A 17,323-nucleotide genomic window follows, 5' to 3' on the forward strand; every position below is an offset into this window, starting at 1 on the left:
CGTGCTTGTCACCGGTGCCGGGCGGGGCCTCGGCCGGGCGCTGGCCGATCTCTATGCGGCAGCCGGCTGGCGCGTCATCGCCTGCACGCGGCAGGGGACAGGCGATGCCCCGCCGCTCGATGTGTCGGACGCGGTCTCGATCGCCGCGCTCGGGGACCATCTGGCGGGCGTGCCGATCGATATCGTCATCAACAATGCCGCGATCCGCGGCGATACCGGCGGCCTCGCCTCGCTGGAAACGCATGGTTTTCTGGAGGTCATGCGCATCAACGCGCTCGCCCCGCTGCTCGTCGCCCGGGCGCTCAGGCCCAATCTCCTCGCCGGCAGGCGCCGGGTGATCGCCAATATCGGCAGCCGTGCCGGCTCGCTTGCGGAAGGTACGATCGATGACGAGGACGGCGACTATGCCTATCGCTGCTCCAAGGCGGCGCTGAACATGGCTACGGTCAAGCTGGCGCAGGATTTCCGGTCCGACGGCATCGTCGTCCTCTCGCTGCATCCCGGCTGGGTGAAGACGGATATGGGCGGCACGGAGGCGGCGGTCGAGGTAGTGGAAAGCGCCCTCGGGCTGAAGCGGCTTATCGACGGCGCGACGATGGCAGAGACCGGAAGCTTCAGGGCCTATGACGGCCGGACGGTGCTCTGGTAGCCGCCCGGCCCGGCGGAATTTTGAACAGTGATATAAACGTTTATATTGCAATCGTGACGAAAGCGGACCGGCCCGGCCGGCGCCGCGGAGAATGAAGGACGATACTGGTGCACAAGCCGCTCACCAAACAGAACCGCTTCGACGCTGCCCGGCCGGACGCCGGCATGCTGGAGCTTGGCGTCTGCTACTATCCGGAGCAGTGGCCGCGGGAGAAATGGGACGAGGACGCCCGCCGCATGGTGGAGCTGGGCCTTGCCTGGGTGCGCATCGGCGAGTTCTCCTGGTCGCAGATCGAGCCGCAGGCCGGTGTCTTCCATTGGGAATGGCTGGACGAGGCGATCGAGGTGCTCGGCTGCGCCGGCCTCAAGGTCATCCTCGGCACGCCGACGGCCGCCCCGCCGAAATGGCTGGTCGACCGTTATCCGGATATCCTGCCGGTCGATGCGCGCGGCGTGGTGCGCAAGTTCGGCGCACGCCGGCACTATTGTTTCTCCAGCCGCCGCTACCGGCTGGAGGCGGCCCGCATCACCGAGGCCATGGTGCGCCGCTATGGCGAAAACCCCTTCGTGCATGCCTGGCAGACGGACAACGAATACGGCGACCATGACACGATCCACAGCTATTCCGACGAGGCGAAGCTGGCCTTCCGGCAATGGCTCGCCGCGCGCTACGGCACGGTCGAGGCGATGAACCGCGCTTGGGGCACGACCTTCTGGAGCATGCACTACAACACGTTCGACGAGGTGGACCTGCCGAACAACCTCGTGGAAGAGCCGACGCCAACCCATCTCGTCGATTATTTCCGCTTCTCTTCCGACCAGGTGAAGACTTTCAACAAGGCACAGGTGGACCTCATCCGGCAGCATTCGCCGGGCCGTCCGGTCACGCACAATTTCATGTCGCAGAACACCGACTTCGACCATTACAAGGTCGGCGAGGATATCGATATCGCCTCCTGGGATGTCTATCCGATGGGCGGGCTGATCAACGGCCGCCTCGGCGCGGAGGAGAAGGCGCGATATCTGCGCGTCGGCGATCCCGACCAGCCTGCCTTCAACCACGACCTCTACCGCGCCGTCGGCCGCGGCCGGGTCTGGGTGATGGAACAGCAGCCGGGGCCGGTCAACTGGGCGGCGCACAACCAGTCGCCGGCAGACGGCATGGTGCGGCTGTGGACCTGGCTCGCCTATGCGCATGGCGTCGACATGGTTTCCTATTTCCGCTGGCGCCAGGCGCCCTTCGCGCAGGAGCAGTTCCATGCCGGTCTGCTGCTGCCGAACAGCGAGGTGGACCAGGGCTATCTCGAGGTGGCGCAGGTTGCCGAGGAGATGGCGCGGCTGCCGAAGGGCGAGGTGCGGGAAAAGGCCGCCGTCGCGATCCTGCTCGATTACGAATCGCGTTTTGCCACCAGCGCCCTGCCGCAGGGGCGCGGCTACGCCGCCTCGGCCATCGCGCTCGACTGGTATTCCGCCGTCGCACGCCTTGGCGTGGATGTCGATTTCATCGGCCAGCATTCCGATCTCTCCGGCTACGGCCTCGTGCTGGCGCCCGACCTCGTCATCCCGGATGCCGCCTTCCTTGCCCGGCTGAAGGCGTCGAAGGCCAAGGCCCTGTTCGGCCCGCGCAGCGGCAGCAAGACGCGCGACATGCACATCCCCGCCGACCTGCCGCCCGGCCCGCTCGCCGATCTCCTCGATTTCCGCGTGACGCGCGTCGAGTCCCTGCCGGACTACCACAGCGAGCCCGTGCTCTACGGCAATGCGAGCCACCCGGTGACCGGCTGGCGGGAGCTCATCCGCACGAACGAGACGGTGCTGGCCACCTTCGAGGGCGAGCATCGTCCCGGCTCCCCGGCGGTCATCGGCAATGATCGCGCGCGCTATGTCGGCACGCTGCCGCGCGGCGAATTCCTGGCGAAGCTGATGGGCGACACGCTCGGCTGGGCCGGCGTTGGGAGCCTGCCCGATCTCGGCGACGTCAGGCTCGCCCGCCGTGGCCGGCTGCGCTTCGCCTTCAACTATGGCAGCACCCCCGCCGCCGTGCCGGCCGGCGCGGAGGCGACCTTCCTCGTCGGCGACCGGCAGCTTGCGCCCGTCGATGTGGCGATCTGGACGGAAAGCGGCCGCTAGGGCAATCCCGGCAAGTGCGAAGCGGTCCCGCGTCCGCAATTGCGCCGAAACGCTCCCGGCCGCCGCGTCGGGGCGTCCCCTTCGTCCGGTCCCTCCGTCCCTCCCTGGGGAGAAGGACTGGATGAAGGGTTGCTTTGTTGCGTTTGCTGGTAAGAGCGGAAAAATTATCCGGCTTCCGTTTCCGCCTGGGGCTGCACCGGCCGGTGTGTCGTCTTGTTCCAGAAGAAGGGATTGTGGCGCAGCTCCCCCACGGCGCGCCAGGCGGCGACCGACAGCAGCAGCCAGTAGACGGGCGTCATCATCCAGTGCCTTCCTACCGCGGCCTGCTCCCTGTCCGTCATGCCGCCTCGCCCGAGCGCGATGAAAACCGCGTAGCTGCCGAAGATGTTGACGATGTCGATGGCAAAGAGGGTGAATTCGAGCGGTCCCACCATGAAGGCGGATTGGGAGAACAGCGACCAGGTGATGAGGCCGAGATAGGCGAGGATCAGCGGATGGGCGAGCGAGGAGAGGATGAGCCCGCCGATCAGCACCTGGAAGACGACGCTCGGCCAGAGGCCCATCTCCGAAACGAGGCGGGAGGGATGGCGCATCAGCACCAGCCAGGTCTGCAGCCAACCCTTGAACCAGCGCGTGCGCTGGCCGAGCCAGGCGTCACGCCCCACGGGCGCTTCCTCGTAGGTCGGCCGGGTGAGCGTGCCGCAGCGATAGCCGAGCCTGTAGAGCCGGAGCCCGAGATCGGCATCCTCCGTGACATTGTAGGGGTCCCATCCGCCGGCCTGCTGGAGCACGCGCGTGCGAAAATGGTTGGACGTGCCGCCGAGCGGCATGGGCAGGCGCGCGGCGGCAAGGTGCGGCAGCAGCACGCGGAAAAGGCCGGCATATTCGAGCGCGAAGAGCGCGCTGAGCCAGCCTTCCCGTGCATTGGTGACGACGAGCGGCGCCTGGAGGCAGGCGATATCCGGCGGGCCGGCCTCGAAGGTCCGCCAGGCCTCTTCCAGCTGCATGGGATCGACCCGGTCTTCCGCGTCGTAGATCACCAGGTAGTCGCCGCGCGCGGCGCCGAGCGCATAGGTGAGCGCCTTCGGCTTGGTGCGCGGCCGGCCGGGCGGCACTTCGACGATCTCGTACTGCCGGCCGAGGCGGGTGAGGGCGAGCGCATCGAGCGTTTCCTGGTCGTCCGCCTCGCAGATCAGCTTGATATCGAGCCGGGCCGCCGGCCATTCGATCCGGTTCAGGGTGTCGATGAGTTGCGGCACGACGGCCGCTTCCCGGTAGAGCGCGACGAAGATGGAATAGGTCGGGCGCGGCCGGGGCGGCGGGGACGGCACCAGCGCCCGGCGCTCCCGTCGCCATTTGGCGATGAGGGCGATCAGGCGGATCAGGAAGCTGCCCAGGAACAGCAGGCTCAGCACGATGTGCAATGCCAGCGCGGCCAGCACGGGGGCGGCGACGGCCAGCACGAGGAGGAGCGTCACGGCGACGCCGGTATAAAAGCCCTGCCGCCCGCGCAGCGTGATGCGGGCGCTCGCCTCCGGCATGGTCGCGTGGAGGTCGTCCACCGTGTCGCGCAGCCGCCGGTGCCGGCCGGCCTGCCAGAGCGCGGCCCTCAGGGCCGAGGGCGTGGTCGCCGCCATCATGGTGCGCAGGCCAGGCGACTGTGCCAGCCGCTCGCCCAGATAGCCGAGCCGCTCGGCACTCGGCACGATCGCCGTCGTCGGCGGACGGGAAAGATGGCGCAGCCGCACCACGGTCGGGTCGACAAGCTGTGTATCGGCATCGGGAAGATCCTCGACCTCGGCCGGATCCAGACGGTCGAGGAAGGGGATGTCCAAGAGTTCGGCCAGCGCCTCGTAATAGATGTCTTCCGAGATCGAACCGCTCGCCAAAAGCTCCGTTTCCAGCGACGTGCCGTGCTGGTTGGCACGCACCAGCATGGTCGAGATGAGGGGTTTGGGCAGGCCGAGGCGCCGGAAGAGCCGGGCTTCCGTCATCAGGCGGGACGGCACGGTGTCGTCGCGGGGTGGCGGCAGCTGTGCCGGCAGGATGCCGATTGCGGTAGCGAAACCGATGTCGTCGGGATATTCTGCCAGTCGCATGCAGCCACCGCAGCCGCGCAGGCGGCTGCACCCCTTTTAAACCCCAAGTTGATTGTAATGCGGCACACCGGAAATTCACCTCTTAAAATTTATGGGCTTTTTGCGCTTTGCCTGTTGATGGCGTCGGCCAAGCCCCTGGGCGTCGCGGCACAGGAGCGCGCGCCGGTCGACCTGCCGATCCTGTTCGACACGCGCGAGCGCATCGGGCGGCCCGATCTGTCGGGCATCGTGCGGCTGCGCTTCCTGACCACGGTGGATTTTCCGCCGTTCAACTTCATCGACCAGACCGGCAAGCTCGCCGGCTTCCATGTCGACCTGGTGCGGGAGATCTGCCGGGAGCTGGCACTCACCGAAAAATGCCAGATCCAGGCTGTGACCTTCCCGGAGCTGGAAAAGGCACTGGTCGACGGCAATGGCGAGGCGGTCGCCGCGGGCGTCGCCGTCACCGCGGAGCTGCGCAAGCGCTTCCTCTTCTCGCGCCCCTTCATGCGCCTGCCGGCCCGCTTTGCGGTGACGAAGAAGGCGCCGCCCGCCGGCGAGACCGCGGCGGCGCTCGATGGCAAGCGGGTCGGCGTCGTCGCGGCGAGCGCGCATGAGGCGATGCTGAAGGCCTTTTTCCCGCGCGTGCAGGCGGAGGCCTTTCCCGATCGTGCCGCCCTGCTGGCGAGCCTCAAGGACGGCAAGGTGGAGGCGGTCTTCGGGGATGGCATGCAGCTCGCCTTCTGGACGAGCGGTTCGGAATCGGCCGGCTGCTGCCGCCTGTTCGACGGCCCCTACCTGTCGGAGCGGTTCCTCGGCGAGGGGCTGACCATCATGTTCCGCAAGGAGGACGCGACGATAACCGGCGCGATCGACCATGCGCTGCTGGCGCTCTCGCGCAGCGGCCGCCTGCAGGAGATCTATCTGCGCTATTTCCCGGTCAATCTCTACGGCGGCTGATGCGCCCTACTGGCTGGCCCAGATGATGCGGGCGATCCAGTCGACGTCGTCGATGTCGAAATTGCGGTTCGGATGCTCGGGATTGAGCGAGACGAGCTCGATCTTGCGCGGCGTCTGGCGATGCAGCACCTTGGCCATGACCTCGCCCTCGCGGGTCTTGACCACTACCCGGTCGCCGCGGCGCACCTGCGCCCCCGGCTCGACAATCAGCACGTCGCCGTCGCGGTAGAGCGGCAGCATGCTGTCGCCCTGCACCTCCAGCGCATAGACGCCGGGCTTGCGGTCCGGCGAGGCGGGAAACTCCACCACGTCCCAGCCCTGCCCGGCGGGAAAGCCGCCGTCGTCGAAGAAGCCACCGGCACCGGCCTGGGCGAAGCCGAGCAGGGGAATGGCGCCGGTCTGCGGCGGAAAGGCGCCCTGCGGCAGGGCGGCGTCGCGCGCCGGGTCGGCCAGCATGAAGAATTCGTCGATCGAGGCGCCGGTCGCGTCGAGCACCTTGGCGATCGATTCCGTCGATGGCCAGCGCTGGCGGCCGTCCGCGCCCTGCCGCTTCGATTTGTTGAAGGACGTCGGGTCGAGCCCGGCGCGGCGGGCAAGGCCGGACGGCGAGAGCCGGTTGCGCTCGGCAAGGGCGTCGATCGCTGCCCAGATCCGGTCGTGGGAGAACATGCTGAAAAACCCTGCCAAGGCAACGGGCCGGCCAGTGCCGGTCCGACTGGCCGGAAGCATATCCAAGGACGGTTTCCGAGTAAAGAAAAAAGGATTATTTTCCTGTGTGCTTTCCAGGCAGGTTTTCCGCCGCCCGGCGGCGTGCCACCACGCTCTCGCGCCACACGGTGAAGATGCCGGCCCCGACGACGATGGCCGAGCCGAGCACCATGTTGAGGTTCAGCGTTTCGCCGAAGATGCCAACGCCGATGATCGCCGCCAGCACGACCTGGAGATAGGTGAGCGGCTGCACGGCGGCGGCATCGAGCAGATCGTAGGCGCGGATCAGGAAATAGTGGCTCGACATGCCGGTGATGCAGAGCAGGCCCATCCACAGCCAGTCGCCCGGGGTAAGGTTCGTCCAGAAGAAGGGGCCGACGAGGGAAATCGCCGCCGCGCCGGCCACGCCGATGTAGAAGAAGCTCGTCGAGGCGGTGTCGTCCCGGCTGACGAGGCGGGTCGCGATGACATAGACCGCGAACATGAGCGCGGAAACCAGCGGCAGCAGGACGCCCGTGTCGAAGCCGCCGCCGCCCGGGTTGAGAATGATCAGGACGCCGCAGAGCCCGACGCCGATCGCCGTCCAGCGCCGCCAGCCGACCCTTTCGCCGAGCAGGGGCATGGACAGGAGCGCGACGAAGATCGGCCCCGACGCCAGGATCGCCTGCGAATGGGCAAGCCCGACCGTGGTGAAGGCGGTGATGGTGACGACGATCTGGCAGGCGAGGAGCACGCCGCGCAGGATCTGCAGCGCCGGCCGTTTCGTCGCCGCCGCCACCCTCAGTCCGCCCGGGCTGCGCGCGCCCAGCGCCATCGCGAAGGCGCCGAAGGCCCAGAAGCGCAGCATGGCGATGAAAACCGGCGGATAGAGGCTGCCGAGATGTTTCGAGATCGCGTCCTGCAGGCTGAAGATCAGGATGGCAAGCAGGGTGAAGAGGTAGCCGGTGCGTTTGGAGTCCATGGCTCGCGCATATACCTGTGCGGCCCCGCTTGCACGCCGAAACTTGCCGGCGCAGCGGACTTTTCGCGGCAGGATTCACGGCGGTGGGAAAAATTTCCTCCCCCCGTGATTTTCTGCCTCTTTCGCTGCATCGAGCGGCGCGCTATCAAGGCGGAGCGCGGCGCTTCCGCGCCTTCGAGGCCCATTCCGTGCAAAAGACCGTCTCTTCCGGCATTCTGCTGACGTCCTTCGCCTATTTCATGTTCTCCTTGCAGGATGCGACCGTCAAATGGCTCGTCGCGGCCCTGCCGGTCTGGCAGATCCTGTTCGTGCGCAGCTTGACGATCTTCGCACTCTGTCTTGCCTTCGGCGGGCGCCCGCTTCTGCAAAGCGCGCGTCGCTCGCCGGTGCTGAAGCCGCTCTTCCTGCGCAACCTGCTGCTGCTTGCCGCCTGGCTGTCCTACTACACCGCCGCGCGCGATCTCGGCCTTGCCGAACTGACGACGCTCTACTATGCCTCGCCGGTCGTCATGACGATCCTCTCCGTGCCGATCCTCGGCGAGAAGGTGCCGGGATACCGGTGGTTCGCGGTGGTGATCGGTTTCGTCGGCGTGGTCGTCGCCTGCGGGGTGGCGGCCGAGGGCCTGCGGCTTTCGCTGCCCGTCTATCTCGCCCTGCAGGCCGCCATCTTCTGGGCGATCGCGACGGTGCTCTTGCGCAAGACGGCGCTGCACGAGCGCACCCAGGTGCAGGTGACCATATCGAGCGGCTTCTTCCTCCTCTTCACCGCCGTCGCGCTGCCCTTCGTCTGGCAGCCGGTCGCGCTGCTCGACCTGGCGCTGATGGCGGGAACTGGGGTGATTGCCGGCCTGGGGCAGTTCGCGATGTTCGAGGGCATGCGCCGGGCGCCGGTCTCCGTGCTCGCACCCTTCGAATATTCCTCGCTCGTCTGGGCTTTCGTGCTCGGCTATCTCATCTGGAGCGACGTGCCCGGCTCGAATGTCTTCGTCGGCGCCACGCTGATCTTTTCCGCCGGCATGGTCATCATCGCCAGCGAACGGTTCGCCGGGCGCTTCCGGGCCCGGATTTGACCTCTTAAGTAACGAAACAACCAAAAGAATTCCGTTTTCATCACACTGGTTGGTTGCAAGCGGTCATGACAACGATATTGTCGCCGTCCTGTGGACGGCTTGAACCGGGGGAGTAGATGCCGATTTCGAACGCCGCCTTCGTGCGCTCGACAGTTATCCTGCTGATTGCAGGCATGCTTGCCTTGCTTGGCATCGTCGGCACGTCGCTCTGGCTCGTCAGCAAGGTGCAGGGCTATTTCACCGGCTTCATCGAGGTGCGCGAGGCGCGCAGCGCCGCCGCCGATCTCCTGTCCATCCTGAAGGATGCGGAAACGGGCCAGCGCGGTTTCATCATAACAGGCGACACCGCATTCCGGGCTCCTTATGATGATGCGCTGCGGGGCGTTGCCGAACAGGAAAAGGTCTTCCTCGAGAAGGCGATGCGCCTTCCCGCATATGCCGAGCGGGCGACGCGGGTCGGCAGCCTCGTCGAGCAGAAGCTGGCGGAGCTTGCCGGAACCGTCAGTCTCATGGAGCAGGGCCGCCAGGCGGAAGCGATCGAGGAGGTCAAGACCGATCGCGGCCGCGTCCTCATGGATGAGCTTCGCGTCGAAATCGGCTCCATCATGGACGATGCGGACCGGAGTCTGGAGGAAAGCGTCGTCGATACGCTCCGGTCCGCCAGCGCGCTGCAATGGACGACGGTGATCGGCGCCATCGCCATCATCGGCGTGCTCGGCGGCGCGGCCGCCGTCATCATGCAATATACCCGCGACATCATCGTCGCCCGCCGCGAGGTCGAGACGCTGAACGCCACGCTGGAAAGGCGGGTGGACGAGCGCACCGAGGAGCTGATCCGCGCCAACCAGGAGGTGCAGCGCTTCGCCTATATCGTGACGCACGACCTGCGCGCGCCGCTCGTCAACATCATGGGCTTCACCAGCGAACTGCAGGCCTCGCTCGCCGCCATCCAGAGCTATGTGCTGGCCGACGGCAAGGCGCCGAGCGAAGGCGACATCCTCGAGGCGCGCCGCGCGGCTTCGGAGGACCTGCCCGAGGCGATCGGCTTCATCCGCTCCTCCACCAAGAAGATGGACGGCCTCATCAATGCCATCCTGAAGATTTCGCGCGACGGGCGGCGGGAGCTCAGGATCGAGCGCGTGGACGTCAAGGCGCTGGTCGAGGCGGGCGCGGCGGCCGTGGGGCATCAGGTCGGCGAATCCGACGGCGAGGTCACCATCGACGACAAGCTGCCGACCGTCATTTCCGACCGGCTGTCGCTGGAGCAGGTCTTCGGCAACCTCTTCGACAACGCCATCAAGTACCGCTCGCCGGACCGGCCGCTGCGCATCTCCGTCACCGCGAAGAATGGCGGGCGCGCCGGTTTCGTCATCGAGTTCACCGACAATGGCCGCGGCATCGCGCCCGAAGATCACGAACGAGTCTTCGAACTGTTCCGCCGCTCGGGCACCCAGGACAAGCCCGGCGAAGGCATCGGCCTTGCGCATGTGCGTTCACTGATGCGCAATCTTGGCGGTGATATCGTCGTCCGATCCGAACTCGGGCAGGGGACGACATTCGTGCTTCGTCTGCCGCCCGACCTCAGCAAAGTAGTCAGGAGTATGCAGGCATGAACGGTCTGGGCAAGGAAGTCACCATCGTCATGATCGAGGACGACGAGGGCCATGCGCGCCTCATCGAGAAGAACATCCGCCGCGCCGGCGTGCACAACGAGGTCGTGCCCTTCACCAATGGCACGGAGGCGCTCGATTTCGTGCTCGGCAAGGACCGGTCGGGCCTTGCCAGCGCCGGCAAGTTCCTGCTGATCCTGCTCGATCTCAACCTGCCGGACATGTCCGGCATCGATATCCTCCAGCGCATCAAGACCAATGTCCACACCAAGCGCCTGCCGGTCGTCATCCTGACGACGACGGACGACGAGCGGGAGATCCAGCGCTGCTACGATCTTGGCGCCAACGTCTACATCACCAAGCCGGTGGAATACGAGAGCTTCGCCCATGCGATCCGCCAGCTCGGCCTGTTCTTCTCCGTGATCCAGATTCCCGAGACGCAGTAAATGAAGGAAGGCGCCGCCCGCATCCTCTATATCGACGACGATCCGATCCTGGCTCGGCTCGCCGAGCGCGCGCTCGGCCGTCTCGGCTACGAGGTGCTGCATGCCGAGGACGTGGAGCACGGCCGCGCGCTTTTCGCCGAAGGTGGTTTCGATGCCGTCGTGCTCGACCATTTCCTGCAATCCGGCACCGGCCTTTCCTTCCTGAGGGAGCTGGTCGATGCGCCGGGTGCGGTGCCGGTCGTCTATGTGACGGGGTCCAACGACGCCCAGGTCGCCGTCGAGGCGCTGAAGGCGGGCGCGGCCGACTATGTCATCAAGTCGGTCGGCGAGGATTTCATGCCGCTTTTGGCCAATGCGCTCGGCCAGGCGCTGGAAAATGCCGAGCTGAAGCGTGCGAAGCTCAGGGCCGAGCAGGAGATCCGGGCCGCCAAGGAACGGGCGGAGGTGCTGCTGGCCGAGGTGAACCACCGGGTCGGCAATTCGCTGGCGCTCGCCGCCGCCCTCATTCGCCTCCAGATGTCGAGCGCGTCCGACGAGGCGGTGAAGGAAGCGCTCTCCGAGACACAGGCCCGCATCACGGCCATCGCCGGCATCCATCGCCGGCTCTATACGTCGGAGGATGTGCGCCATGTCGACATGGGCGCCTATCTCTCGACGCTGCTGTCCGAGCTCGACACGTCGATGAAGGGGCAGGGCCGCAATGTGCGGCTCAACCGCATGCTGGAGCCGCTGCATGTGCCGACCGACCGGGCCGTCTCGCTCGGCGTCATCGTCACGGAGCTCGTCACCAATGCCTTCAAATACGCCTATGGCGAGACCGGCGGCGAGGTGCGTGTCGGCTTCACCCGGCTTGACCCTGAAACCGCGCTGCTCTTCGTCGAGGACGACGGCATCGGCTGGCGCGGCGAGGGTCCGGTGCGTGGCACCGGCCTCGGCTCCAAGATCATCGGCGCCATGGCGTCGAGCCTCGGCGCGAAAATCGCCTATGCCAGCCGCACCGTCGGCACGCGTGCCGAACTGCTGGTGCGCATGGCCGATGCCGCACGGCAGGCGTAGCGCGGAACACCGGACGGCAAAAGGCCCGGAGGCTGGGCTCCGGGCCTTTCGCTCAAAGGTCTGTGCCGGGGACGCTTACTTGCAGACCTTGATCTTCTTGATGACGACATTGCCGTAGTAGTCGTAGGCCTTGACCTTCTTGATGAAGCAGTGCGGCTTGTAGCCGTAGCTGTAGTAGCCGGCCTGCGAAGGGGCGGCGAAGGAAACGGCGGCAACGAGGGCGACGGTGGCGGAAACGATGATCTTGCGCATGGGGTCTCTCCTGATCTCTGGTTAGGGATGAGCCTCTCTCATCCGGTGATCAGAAGGTCTCACATCCCCCCGCCCCGCGCTGTTCCGCGGGAAACACGAAAAAATGTCCCATCCCCGGAGCCGATGCGCGCATCCGGTTCAGGTGGCTGCGGGCGCTGTACGCTTGCGGGATTTGCGGGGCGGCTTGGGCTCCGCCTCGACCGGTTCCTGTTGCAGGCGCAGGGCGCGCAGCCGGGCGGTCTTCTTGTCCCGCGCGGTCGCTTCGGCGGCGATGATGGTGCGCGCCGTCTGGTCGGTCGCCGCCGCCTTGTCCTGCGCGGAAAGCTTGACGGGATTGAAGAATTTTTCCTTGGTTGCGGTCATGACCTCTCCTTTCTGGATCGTCAGGGCAGTTCCGGCAAAGGGCGAAGCGGTTTGCGTTCGCGATTGCGTAGAAGCAACTGCTCTAGCGGGCCGGACGCACCGCGCGCTTGGGCGCGGGCAGCAGACCTTCGCGCTGCAATTTCTTGCGGGCGAGCTTGCGCTGGCGGCGCACGGCTTCTGCCTTCTCGCGGACCCGCTTCTCGGACGGCTTCTCGTAGGCGCTACGCGCTTTCATTTCGCGAAAGAGACCTTCGCGCTGCATCTTCTTCTTCAGTACGCGGAGCGCCTGGTCGACATTGTTGTCTCTGACGAGAACCTGCACGATATGTCCTTTCTCTCGCGGCTTGCGCCGCACTGGGGTGTGGACGATGTCGCCACAGCGTCATCGACCTGCGCGGGATGGTTTTAAGGCACCGCGCCCGCGCAACGCATTTGGCCCGTGGTCGCAAAGCGGCCGCAGGCTCCGCGGCGTCATTTTCCGATGCGGATGCTCGACGGCTTCAGCCAGGGGCCGCCCTTGCCGGCCGCCGTCGTCCCCGCCTTGCGCGCCGCGGGAGCGGCGGTCTCGTCGGCATCGATGTCGCTATGGACGATGCGCCGCTCGAAATTCTCGTTGTCGAGCCGTACGCGATACTGGGCTTCGCCATGGTCGGCCGGCAGGACGCCGACGATCCGGCACGTCCTCGCGCCCGTTGCCGTGCGGGACAGGCCGGCCTTCAGAACGACATGGTCGCCGACGGTATGGGTTTTCCGGCTCATGACCTTCTCCTTCGGGGCTATGGAAACAAAAAGGCCGGGCGTGACCCCGACCTCTTCCCGTCATTCGAACGCTCCGCCGCCAGTACATCCGTGGTCGGCGGGCAGAATGACAATCTTATGCGGCGCGAAGGTTGTCGGCCGAATTCTTGCCGGACTTGCGGTCGCGGACAATTTCGTAGCTGACCTTCTGGCCCTCGGCGAGCGAGCCGAGGCCCGAACGCTCGACAGCCGAGATGTGGACGAACACATCCGTCGCGCCGTCGTCAGGCTGAATGAAGCCGAAGCCCTTGGTGCTGTTGAACCACTTTACGGTACCTGAATTCATAACGATATCCTTTCCATCGCTAGTGTAACCGGACGATACATTGTCCGTTTTGATCGATCTTGAAAGGAAATCTGACAGAGCTGGTTAGCTCGAAGACAAAGGTCGCAAGCAGTTTTCGATATGTTCTATATAAAGTTTATTTCGGAAAGTGCAATGGTCGGTGGGAATTTTTCTGGAATCACATCGGAGAAAAGGCCAAAAAGCGCAATGATTTCCTGATTTTTCTCGAAATTAATTTACGGGTCGAGCCGTTTTATTTTTCGTGGATCCGGAGATGGAATTGACGGTGCCAAACGAAAAAAGGGCGGCGCCAAGCCACCCTTTCTTGTCCGTGAGGCTCGCTCAGGCCGCCTTCTTGGCCTCCGGTGCGAAGCGGCTGTAGAAGGTTTCGCCCTTGGCGGCCATGTCCTTCAGCAGCGGCGTCGGCTGGAAATGGCTGCCATATTTGGCGGCGAGTTTTTCGCACAGCGCCACGAAGGCCTTCACGCCCATCCTGTCGATATAGGACAGCGTGCCGCCGGTATAGGGCGCAAAGCCGAAGCCGAGGATGGAGCCGACATCGGCCTCGCGCGGATCGGTGACGATGCCCTCCTCCATGGTGCGCGCGGCCTCCAGCGCGATGGTGACGAGCAGGCGCTCCTTCAGCACCGTCACATCGACATCCTCGGGCTTCTGCTGCGGGTAGAGGTCCTTCAGCCCGGGCCAAAGCTTCTTCTTGGCCGGCTTCGGCGGATAGTCGTAGAAACCCTTGCCGGCCTTGCGGCCGAGGCGGCCTTCGCCTTCCACCAGCTTGGTCACCAGGTCCATATGGCGTGGATCGACCGATTGCGGCCCGAGATCGGCAATGGAGGCCTTGAAGATCTTGTAGGAGAGATCGACGGCGACCTCGTCGTTGAGCGACAGCGGCCCGACCGGCATGCCGGCCATCTTGGCGGCATTCTCGATCATCGCCGCCGGCACGCCTTCGATCAGCATGTCATAGGCCTCGGCCATGTAGCGGAAGACGCAGCGGTTGACGTAGAAGCCGCGCGTGTCGTTGACGACGATCGGCGTCTTCTTGATGGCCGCGACGTAATCGAGCGCGGTGGCAAGCGCCCGGTCGCCCATCTCCTTGCCGAGGATGACCTCCACCAGCATCATCTTGTCGACCGGGGAGAAGAAGTGGATGCCGATGAACTGCTCCGGGCGCCGGGAATTCTTCGCAAGCCCGGTGATCGGCAGGGTCGAGGTGTTGGAGGCGAAGATCGCGTCCTCGCGCAGCACCGCCTCGATCTTCTCGGTCACGTCCTTCTTGACATTGCGGTCCTCGAAGACGGCCTCGATCACGAGGTCCGCATCGGCGAGGCTGGCATAGTCGGGTGTCGGCGTGATGAGGGAGAGCAGCGTCTCGCCGTCCTCCTTCGTCATGCGGCCCTTGCCGATCGCGCCGGTGACGAGCCCCTGCGAGACAGCCTTGCCCTTGTCGGCGGCCTCCTGGTCGCGGTCGATCAGCACGACCGGAATGCCGGCGGCGGCCGTCACATAGGCGATGGAGGCGCCCATGAAGCCGGCACCGACGACGGCGACCTTCTTCAATTCCGCCTTCGGCTGGCCGGCCGGGCGGCGGGCGCCCTTGCCGAGCTCCTGCATGGAGATGAACAGCGACCGGATCATGGAGAAGGCTTCGGTCGTCTGGAGGATGTGGGTGAAATAGCGCTGCTCGATCCTCAGCCCCGTCTCGAAGGGCACCTGCAGGCCTTCATAGACGCATTTGAGGATGGCGAGCGCACCCGGATAGTTGCCGGCGGTCTCGCGGCGCAGGATGGCGGGCGCGGCGGGCCAGAGCTGCGCCGCGGCCGGCGTCCAGATGCCGCCGCCGGGGGCCTTGAAGCCTTTTTCATCCCAGGGCTGGACGGGCTTCAGGCCGTCCTTGATCATCTGCCTGGCGGCGGGGATGAGCTGGTCGGGCTCCACGACCTGATGCACGAGGTTCATCGCCTTCGCGCGCGCCGCGGTCAGCGAGGAGCCGGTGGTCATCATCTGCAGCGCGTCCTGCGCATTGGCGAGGCGCGGCACGCGCTGGGTGCCGCCGGCGCCCGGGAAGATACCGACCTTCACCTCGGGCAGCGCGATCTTGACCGACTTGGCATTGGAGGCGACGCGGCCGTGGCAGGCGAGCGACATTTCGAAGGCCCCGCCCATGCAGGTGCCGTTGATGGCGGCGACCCAGGGCTTGCCCGAGGTTTCCAGCTTGCGGAACAGCCAGGTCATGCGCCCGGTGGCTTCGAACAGCTTTTCGACGGCGGTGGCCGGGTCCTTCGCCTGAGCCTCCTTCAGGAGGTCGAAGCTCGCCTGGATCATCGAAAGATCGGCGCCGCCGGAGAAGGAGGATTTGCCCGAGGTGATGACGACGCCCTTGACCGCGCCATCCGCCACGACCTGATCGATGATCCTGTCGAGCTCGTCCATCACTTCGATGGTGAAGACGTTCATCGACTTTTCCGGCATGTCCCAGGTGACCAGCGCAATGCCGTCGGCGTCGGTCTCGATGGTGAAATTCTTGTAGCTCATGATGGGATTCCTCTTCCCTGAAATCTCTCTGGCGAGGCGGCTGTTGCCCCTCATCCGCCTGCCGGCACCTTCTCCCCGTGAACGGGAAGAAGGGACTTGCCGCGTCGTCGCCGGTCCCCTTCGCCTCGCTTGCGGGGAGAGGGCGCGCCGAGCGCAGCGGAGGCGGGGTGAAGGGCTTTCATGCGCACGCCCTCTAGACCCGTTCGATGATCGTCGCCGTGCCCATGCCGGCGCCGATGCAGAGCGTGACGAGGGCGGTGTTGAGGTCGCGGCGCTCCAGCTCGTCGAGCACCGTGCCGAGAATCATCGCGCCGGTGGCGCCGAGCGGATGGCCCATGGCGATGGCCCCGCCGTTGACGTTGATCTTGTCGTGCGGGATGTCGAAGGCCTGCATATAACGCAGCACCACGGCGGCGAAGGCTTCGTTCAGCTCGAAGAGATCGATGTCGGAAAGCTGCATGCCGGTGCGGGCGAGCAGCTTCTCCGTGACGTCGACGGGGCCGGTCAGCATAAGCGCCGGATCGGAGCCGATATTGGCGAAGGCCTTTATGCGCCCGCGCGCCTTCCTGCCGAGGATCGCACCGCCTTCCTTCGAGCCGAGCAGGACGGCGGCGGCGCCGTCGACGATGCCGGAGGAGTTGCCGGCATGGTGGACGTAGTTGATGCCCTCGATTTCCGGATGGGCCTGGATGGCGACGGCTTCGAAGCCGCCCATCTCGCCGGGCATCTGGAAGGACGGCTGGAGCTGCGCGAGCGCCTGCATGTCCGTGCCGGGGCGCATGTGCTCGTCATGGGCGAGGATGGTGAGACCGTTGATATCCTTCACCGGCACGACGGAATTCTTGAAATAGCCGTTCTGCCAGGCGTGCGCCGCGCGCTTCTGGCTCTCGACGGCATAGGCGTCGACGTCGTCGCGGGAAAAGCCGTACTTGGTGGCGATGAGGTCTGCCGAGACGCCTTGCGGCATGAAATAGGCCGGGAAGTTGACGGAGGGATCCATGAACCAGGAGCCGCCCGACATGCCGAGGCCGACGCGCGACATGCTCTCGACGCCGCCGGCGATGACGATGTCGTCCGCCCCTTGCGCGATCTTCGCCGCGCCGAAATTCACGGCGTCGAGGCCGGAGGCGCAGAAGCGCGAGATCTGCATGCCCGGCGCGCGGGTCGAATAGCCCGCCTCGAAGGCGGCGGCCTTCGGGATCACCGAGCCGGCATCCATGACCGGATCGACGCAGCCCATGACGATGTCGTCGACCTTGGCGGTGTCGAGCCCGTTGCGGTCGCGCACTGCCTCCAGCACCTTGGCGGCAAGGCGCACGGACGGCACTTCGTGCAGCGAGCCGTCCTTCTTGCCGCGCCCGCGCGGGGTGCGCACATGATCGTAGATGAAGACGTCGGTCATTTTAA

The 17,323-nt window shown here is 65.7% G+C and carries 17 protein-coding genes; 7 read left to right on the forward strand and 10 right to left on the reverse strand.

Features of this window, described 5'->3' with window-relative positions; all coding sequences use genetic code 11:
• Position 1: 1 nt before the first annotated feature.
• On the forward strand, positions 2 to 649 hold the full coding sequence (locus tag MUU56_RS11070) for an SDR family oxidoreductase (protein WP_317633293.1): 648 nt from the start codon (positions 2 to 4) through the stop codon (positions 647 to 649).
• Positions 650 to 756: 107 nt separating this feature from the next.
• On the forward strand, positions 757 to 2,778 hold the full coding sequence (locus MUU56_RS11075) for a beta-galactosidase (RefSeq protein ID WP_244767363.1): 2,022 nt from the start codon (positions 757 to 759) through the stop codon (positions 2,776 to 2,778).
• A 164-nt stretch (positions 2,779 to 2,942) separates the two neighbouring features.
• Here the strand turns inward: MUU56_RS11075 and MUU56_RS11080 are convergent, their stop codons facing one another.
• Positions 2,943 to 4,877, reverse strand: a complete 1,935-nt coding sequence (locus tag MUU56_RS11080; RefSeq protein WP_244767364.1) for a glycosyltransferase family 2 protein — start codon at positions 4,875 to 4,877, stop codon at positions 2,943 to 2,945.
• A gap of 57 nt (positions 4,878 to 4,934) precedes the next feature.
• On the opposite strand from MUU56_RS11080, the gene MUU56_RS11085 reads away from it, so the two are divergent.
• Positions 4,935 to 5,816, forward strand: coding sequence for a transporter substrate-binding domain-containing protein (locus MUU56_RS11085; RefSeq protein ID WP_398430234.1), 882 nt, complete (start codon positions 4,935 to 4,937; stop codon positions 5,814 to 5,816).
• A gap of 6 nt (positions 5,817 to 5,822) precedes the next feature.
• Here the strand turns inward: MUU56_RS11085 and MUU56_RS11090 are convergent, their stop codons facing one another.
• Positions 5,823 to 6,485, reverse strand: a complete 663-nt coding sequence (locus MUU56_RS11090; protein ID WP_244767366.1) for a S24 family peptidase — start codon at positions 6,483 to 6,485, stop codon at positions 5,823 to 5,825.
• A 94-nt stretch (positions 6,486 to 6,579) separates the two neighbouring features.
• A complete protein-coding gene (locus MUU56_RS11095) occupies positions 6,580 to 7,485 on the reverse strand; it encodes a DMT family transporter (protein ID WP_244767367.1) in 906 nt (301 codons plus the stop codon).
• 188 nt (positions 7,486 to 7,673) lie between these two features.
• Between MUU56_RS11095 and MUU56_RS11100 the strand changes: the two genes are divergently transcribed.
• From MUU56_RS11100 to MUU56_RS11115, 4 genes are all read left to right on the forward strand, one after another.
• Entirely contained in the window at positions 7,674 to 8,555 is an 882-nt protein-coding gene (locus tag MUU56_RS11100; protein WP_244767368.1) for a DMT family transporter, read from the forward strand.
• Between the two features lie 116 nt (positions 8,556 to 8,671).
• Positions 8,672 to 10,168 (forward strand): sensor histidine kinase, encoded by a 1,497-nt coding sequence (locus tag MUU56_RS11105; protein WP_244767369.1) that lies wholly within the window; start codon positions 8,672 to 8,674, stop codon positions 10,166 to 10,168.
• Positions 10,165 to 10,611 carry a response regulator gene (locus MUU56_RS11110; RefSeq protein ID WP_272804299.1) on the forward strand — a complete coding sequence of 149 codons (447 nt, stop codon included), beginning with the start codon at positions 10,165 to 10,167 and terminating at the stop codon, positions 10,609 to 10,611. The genes MUU56_RS11105 and MUU56_RS11110 overlap by 4 nt, the downstream gene beginning before the upstream one ends.
• Positions 10,612 to 11,667 carry a sensor histidine kinase gene (locus tag MUU56_RS11115; RefSeq protein WP_244767370.1) on the forward strand — a complete coding sequence of 352 codons (1,056 nt, stop codon included), beginning with the start codon at positions 10,612 to 10,614 and terminating at the stop codon, positions 11,665 to 11,667. It abuts the gene before it with no gap.
• A gap of 75 nt (positions 11,668 to 11,742) precedes the next feature.
• Here the strand turns inward: MUU56_RS11115 and MUU56_RS11120 are convergent, their stop codons facing one another.
• The 7 genes from MUU56_RS11120 to MUU56_RS11150 all read right to left on the reverse strand — a co-directional run bounded on the left by MUU56_RS11120 (position 11,743) and on the right by MUU56_RS11150 (position 17,318).
• Positions 11,743 to 11,919, reverse strand: a complete 177-nt coding sequence (locus MUU56_RS11120; RefSeq protein ID WP_244767371.1) for a hypothetical protein — start codon at positions 11,917 to 11,919, stop codon at positions 11,743 to 11,745.
• Between the two features lie 138 nt (positions 11,920 to 12,057).
• On the reverse strand, positions 12,058 to 12,282 hold the full coding sequence (locus MUU56_RS11125; protein ID WP_244767372.1) for a hypothetical protein: 225 nt from the start codon (positions 12,280 to 12,282) through the stop codon (positions 12,058 to 12,060).
• A gap of 82 nt (positions 12,283 to 12,364) precedes the next feature.
• A complete protein-coding gene (rpsU, locus tag MUU56_RS11130) occupies positions 12,365 to 12,604 on the reverse strand; it encodes a 30S ribosomal protein S21 (RefSeq protein WP_244767373.1) in 240 nt (79 codons plus the stop codon).
• 149 nt (positions 12,605 to 12,753) lie between these two features.
• Complete coding sequence (locus MUU56_RS11135; RefSeq protein WP_244767374.1) at positions 12,754 to 13,041, reverse strand: cold-shock protein; 288 nt, start codon at positions 13,039 to 13,041, stop codon at positions 12,754 to 12,756.
• Positions 13,042 to 13,156: 115 nt separating this feature from the next.
• On the reverse strand, positions 13,157 to 13,366 hold the full coding sequence (locus MUU56_RS11140) for a cold-shock protein (protein ID WP_244767375.1): 210 nt from the start codon (positions 13,364 to 13,366) through the stop codon (positions 13,157 to 13,159).
• Between the two features lie 342 nt (positions 13,367 to 13,708).
• On the reverse strand, positions 13,709 to 15,919 hold the full coding sequence (locus MUU56_RS11145) for an FAD-dependent oxidoreductase (protein ID WP_244767623.1): 2,211 nt from the start codon (positions 15,917 to 15,919) through the stop codon (positions 13,709 to 13,711).
• Positions 15,920 to 16,109: 190 nt separating this feature from the next.
• Entirely contained in the window at positions 16,110 to 17,318 is a 1,209-nt protein-coding gene (locus MUU56_RS11150; protein ID WP_244767376.1) for an acetyl-CoA C-acetyltransferase, read from the reverse strand.
• Positions 17,319 to 17,323: the final 5 nt, after the last annotated feature.

It is taken from the genome of Shinella yambaruensis, from assembly GCF_022899355.1.
Taxonomy (GTDB): domain Bacteria; phylum Pseudomonadota; class Alphaproteobacteria; order Rhizobiales; family Rhizobiaceae; genus Shinella; species Shinella yambaruensis.

Coding starts and splice junctions, on each gene's coding strand:
- MUU56_RS11140 (WP_244767375.1), bottom strand. CDS start 13,366: ATGAATTCAGGTACCGTAAAGTGGTTCAACAGCACCAAGGGCTTCGGC.
- MUU56_RS11080 (WP_244767364.1), bottom strand. CDS start 4,877: ATGCGACTGGCAGAATATCCCGACGACATCGGTTTCGCTACCGCAATC.
- MUU56_RS11105 (WP_244767369.1), top strand. CDS start 8,672: ATGCCGATTTCGAACGCCGCCTTCGTGCGCTCGACAGTTATCCTGCTG.
- MUU56_RS11135 (WP_244767374.1), bottom strand. CDS start 13,041: ATGAGCCGGAAAACCCATACCGTCGGCGACCATGTCGTTCTGAAGGCC.
- MUU56_RS11090 (WP_244767366.1), bottom strand. CDS start 6,485: ATGTTCTCCCACGACCGGATCTGGGCAGCGATCGACGCCCTTGCCGAG.
- MUU56_RS11125 (WP_244767372.1), bottom strand. CDS start 12,282: ATGACCGCAACCAAGGAAAAATTCTTCAATCCCGTCAAGCTTTCCGCG.
- MUU56_RS11120 (WP_244767371.1), bottom strand. CDS start 11,919: ATGCGCAAGATCATCGTTTCCGCCACCGTCGCCCTCGTTGCCGCCGTT.
- MUU56_RS11110 (WP_272804299.1), top strand. CDS start 10,165: ATGAACGGTCTGGGCAAGGAAGTCACCATCGTCATGATCGAGGACGAC.
- MUU56_RS11150 (WP_244767376.1), bottom strand. CDS start 17,318: ATGACCGACGTCTTCATCTACGATCATGTGCGCACCCCGCGCGGGCGC.
- MUU56_RS11115 (WP_244767370.1), top strand. CDS start 10,612: ATGAAGGAAGGCGCCGCCCGCATCCTCTATATCGACGACGATCCGATC.
- MUU56_RS11095 (WP_244767367.1), bottom strand. CDS start 7,485: ATGGACTCCAAACGCACCGGCTACCTCTTCACCCTGCTTGCCATCCTG.
- MUU56_RS11085 (WP_398430234.1), top strand. CDS start 4,935: ATGCGGCACACCGGAAATTCACCTCTTAAAATTTATGGGCTTTTTGCG.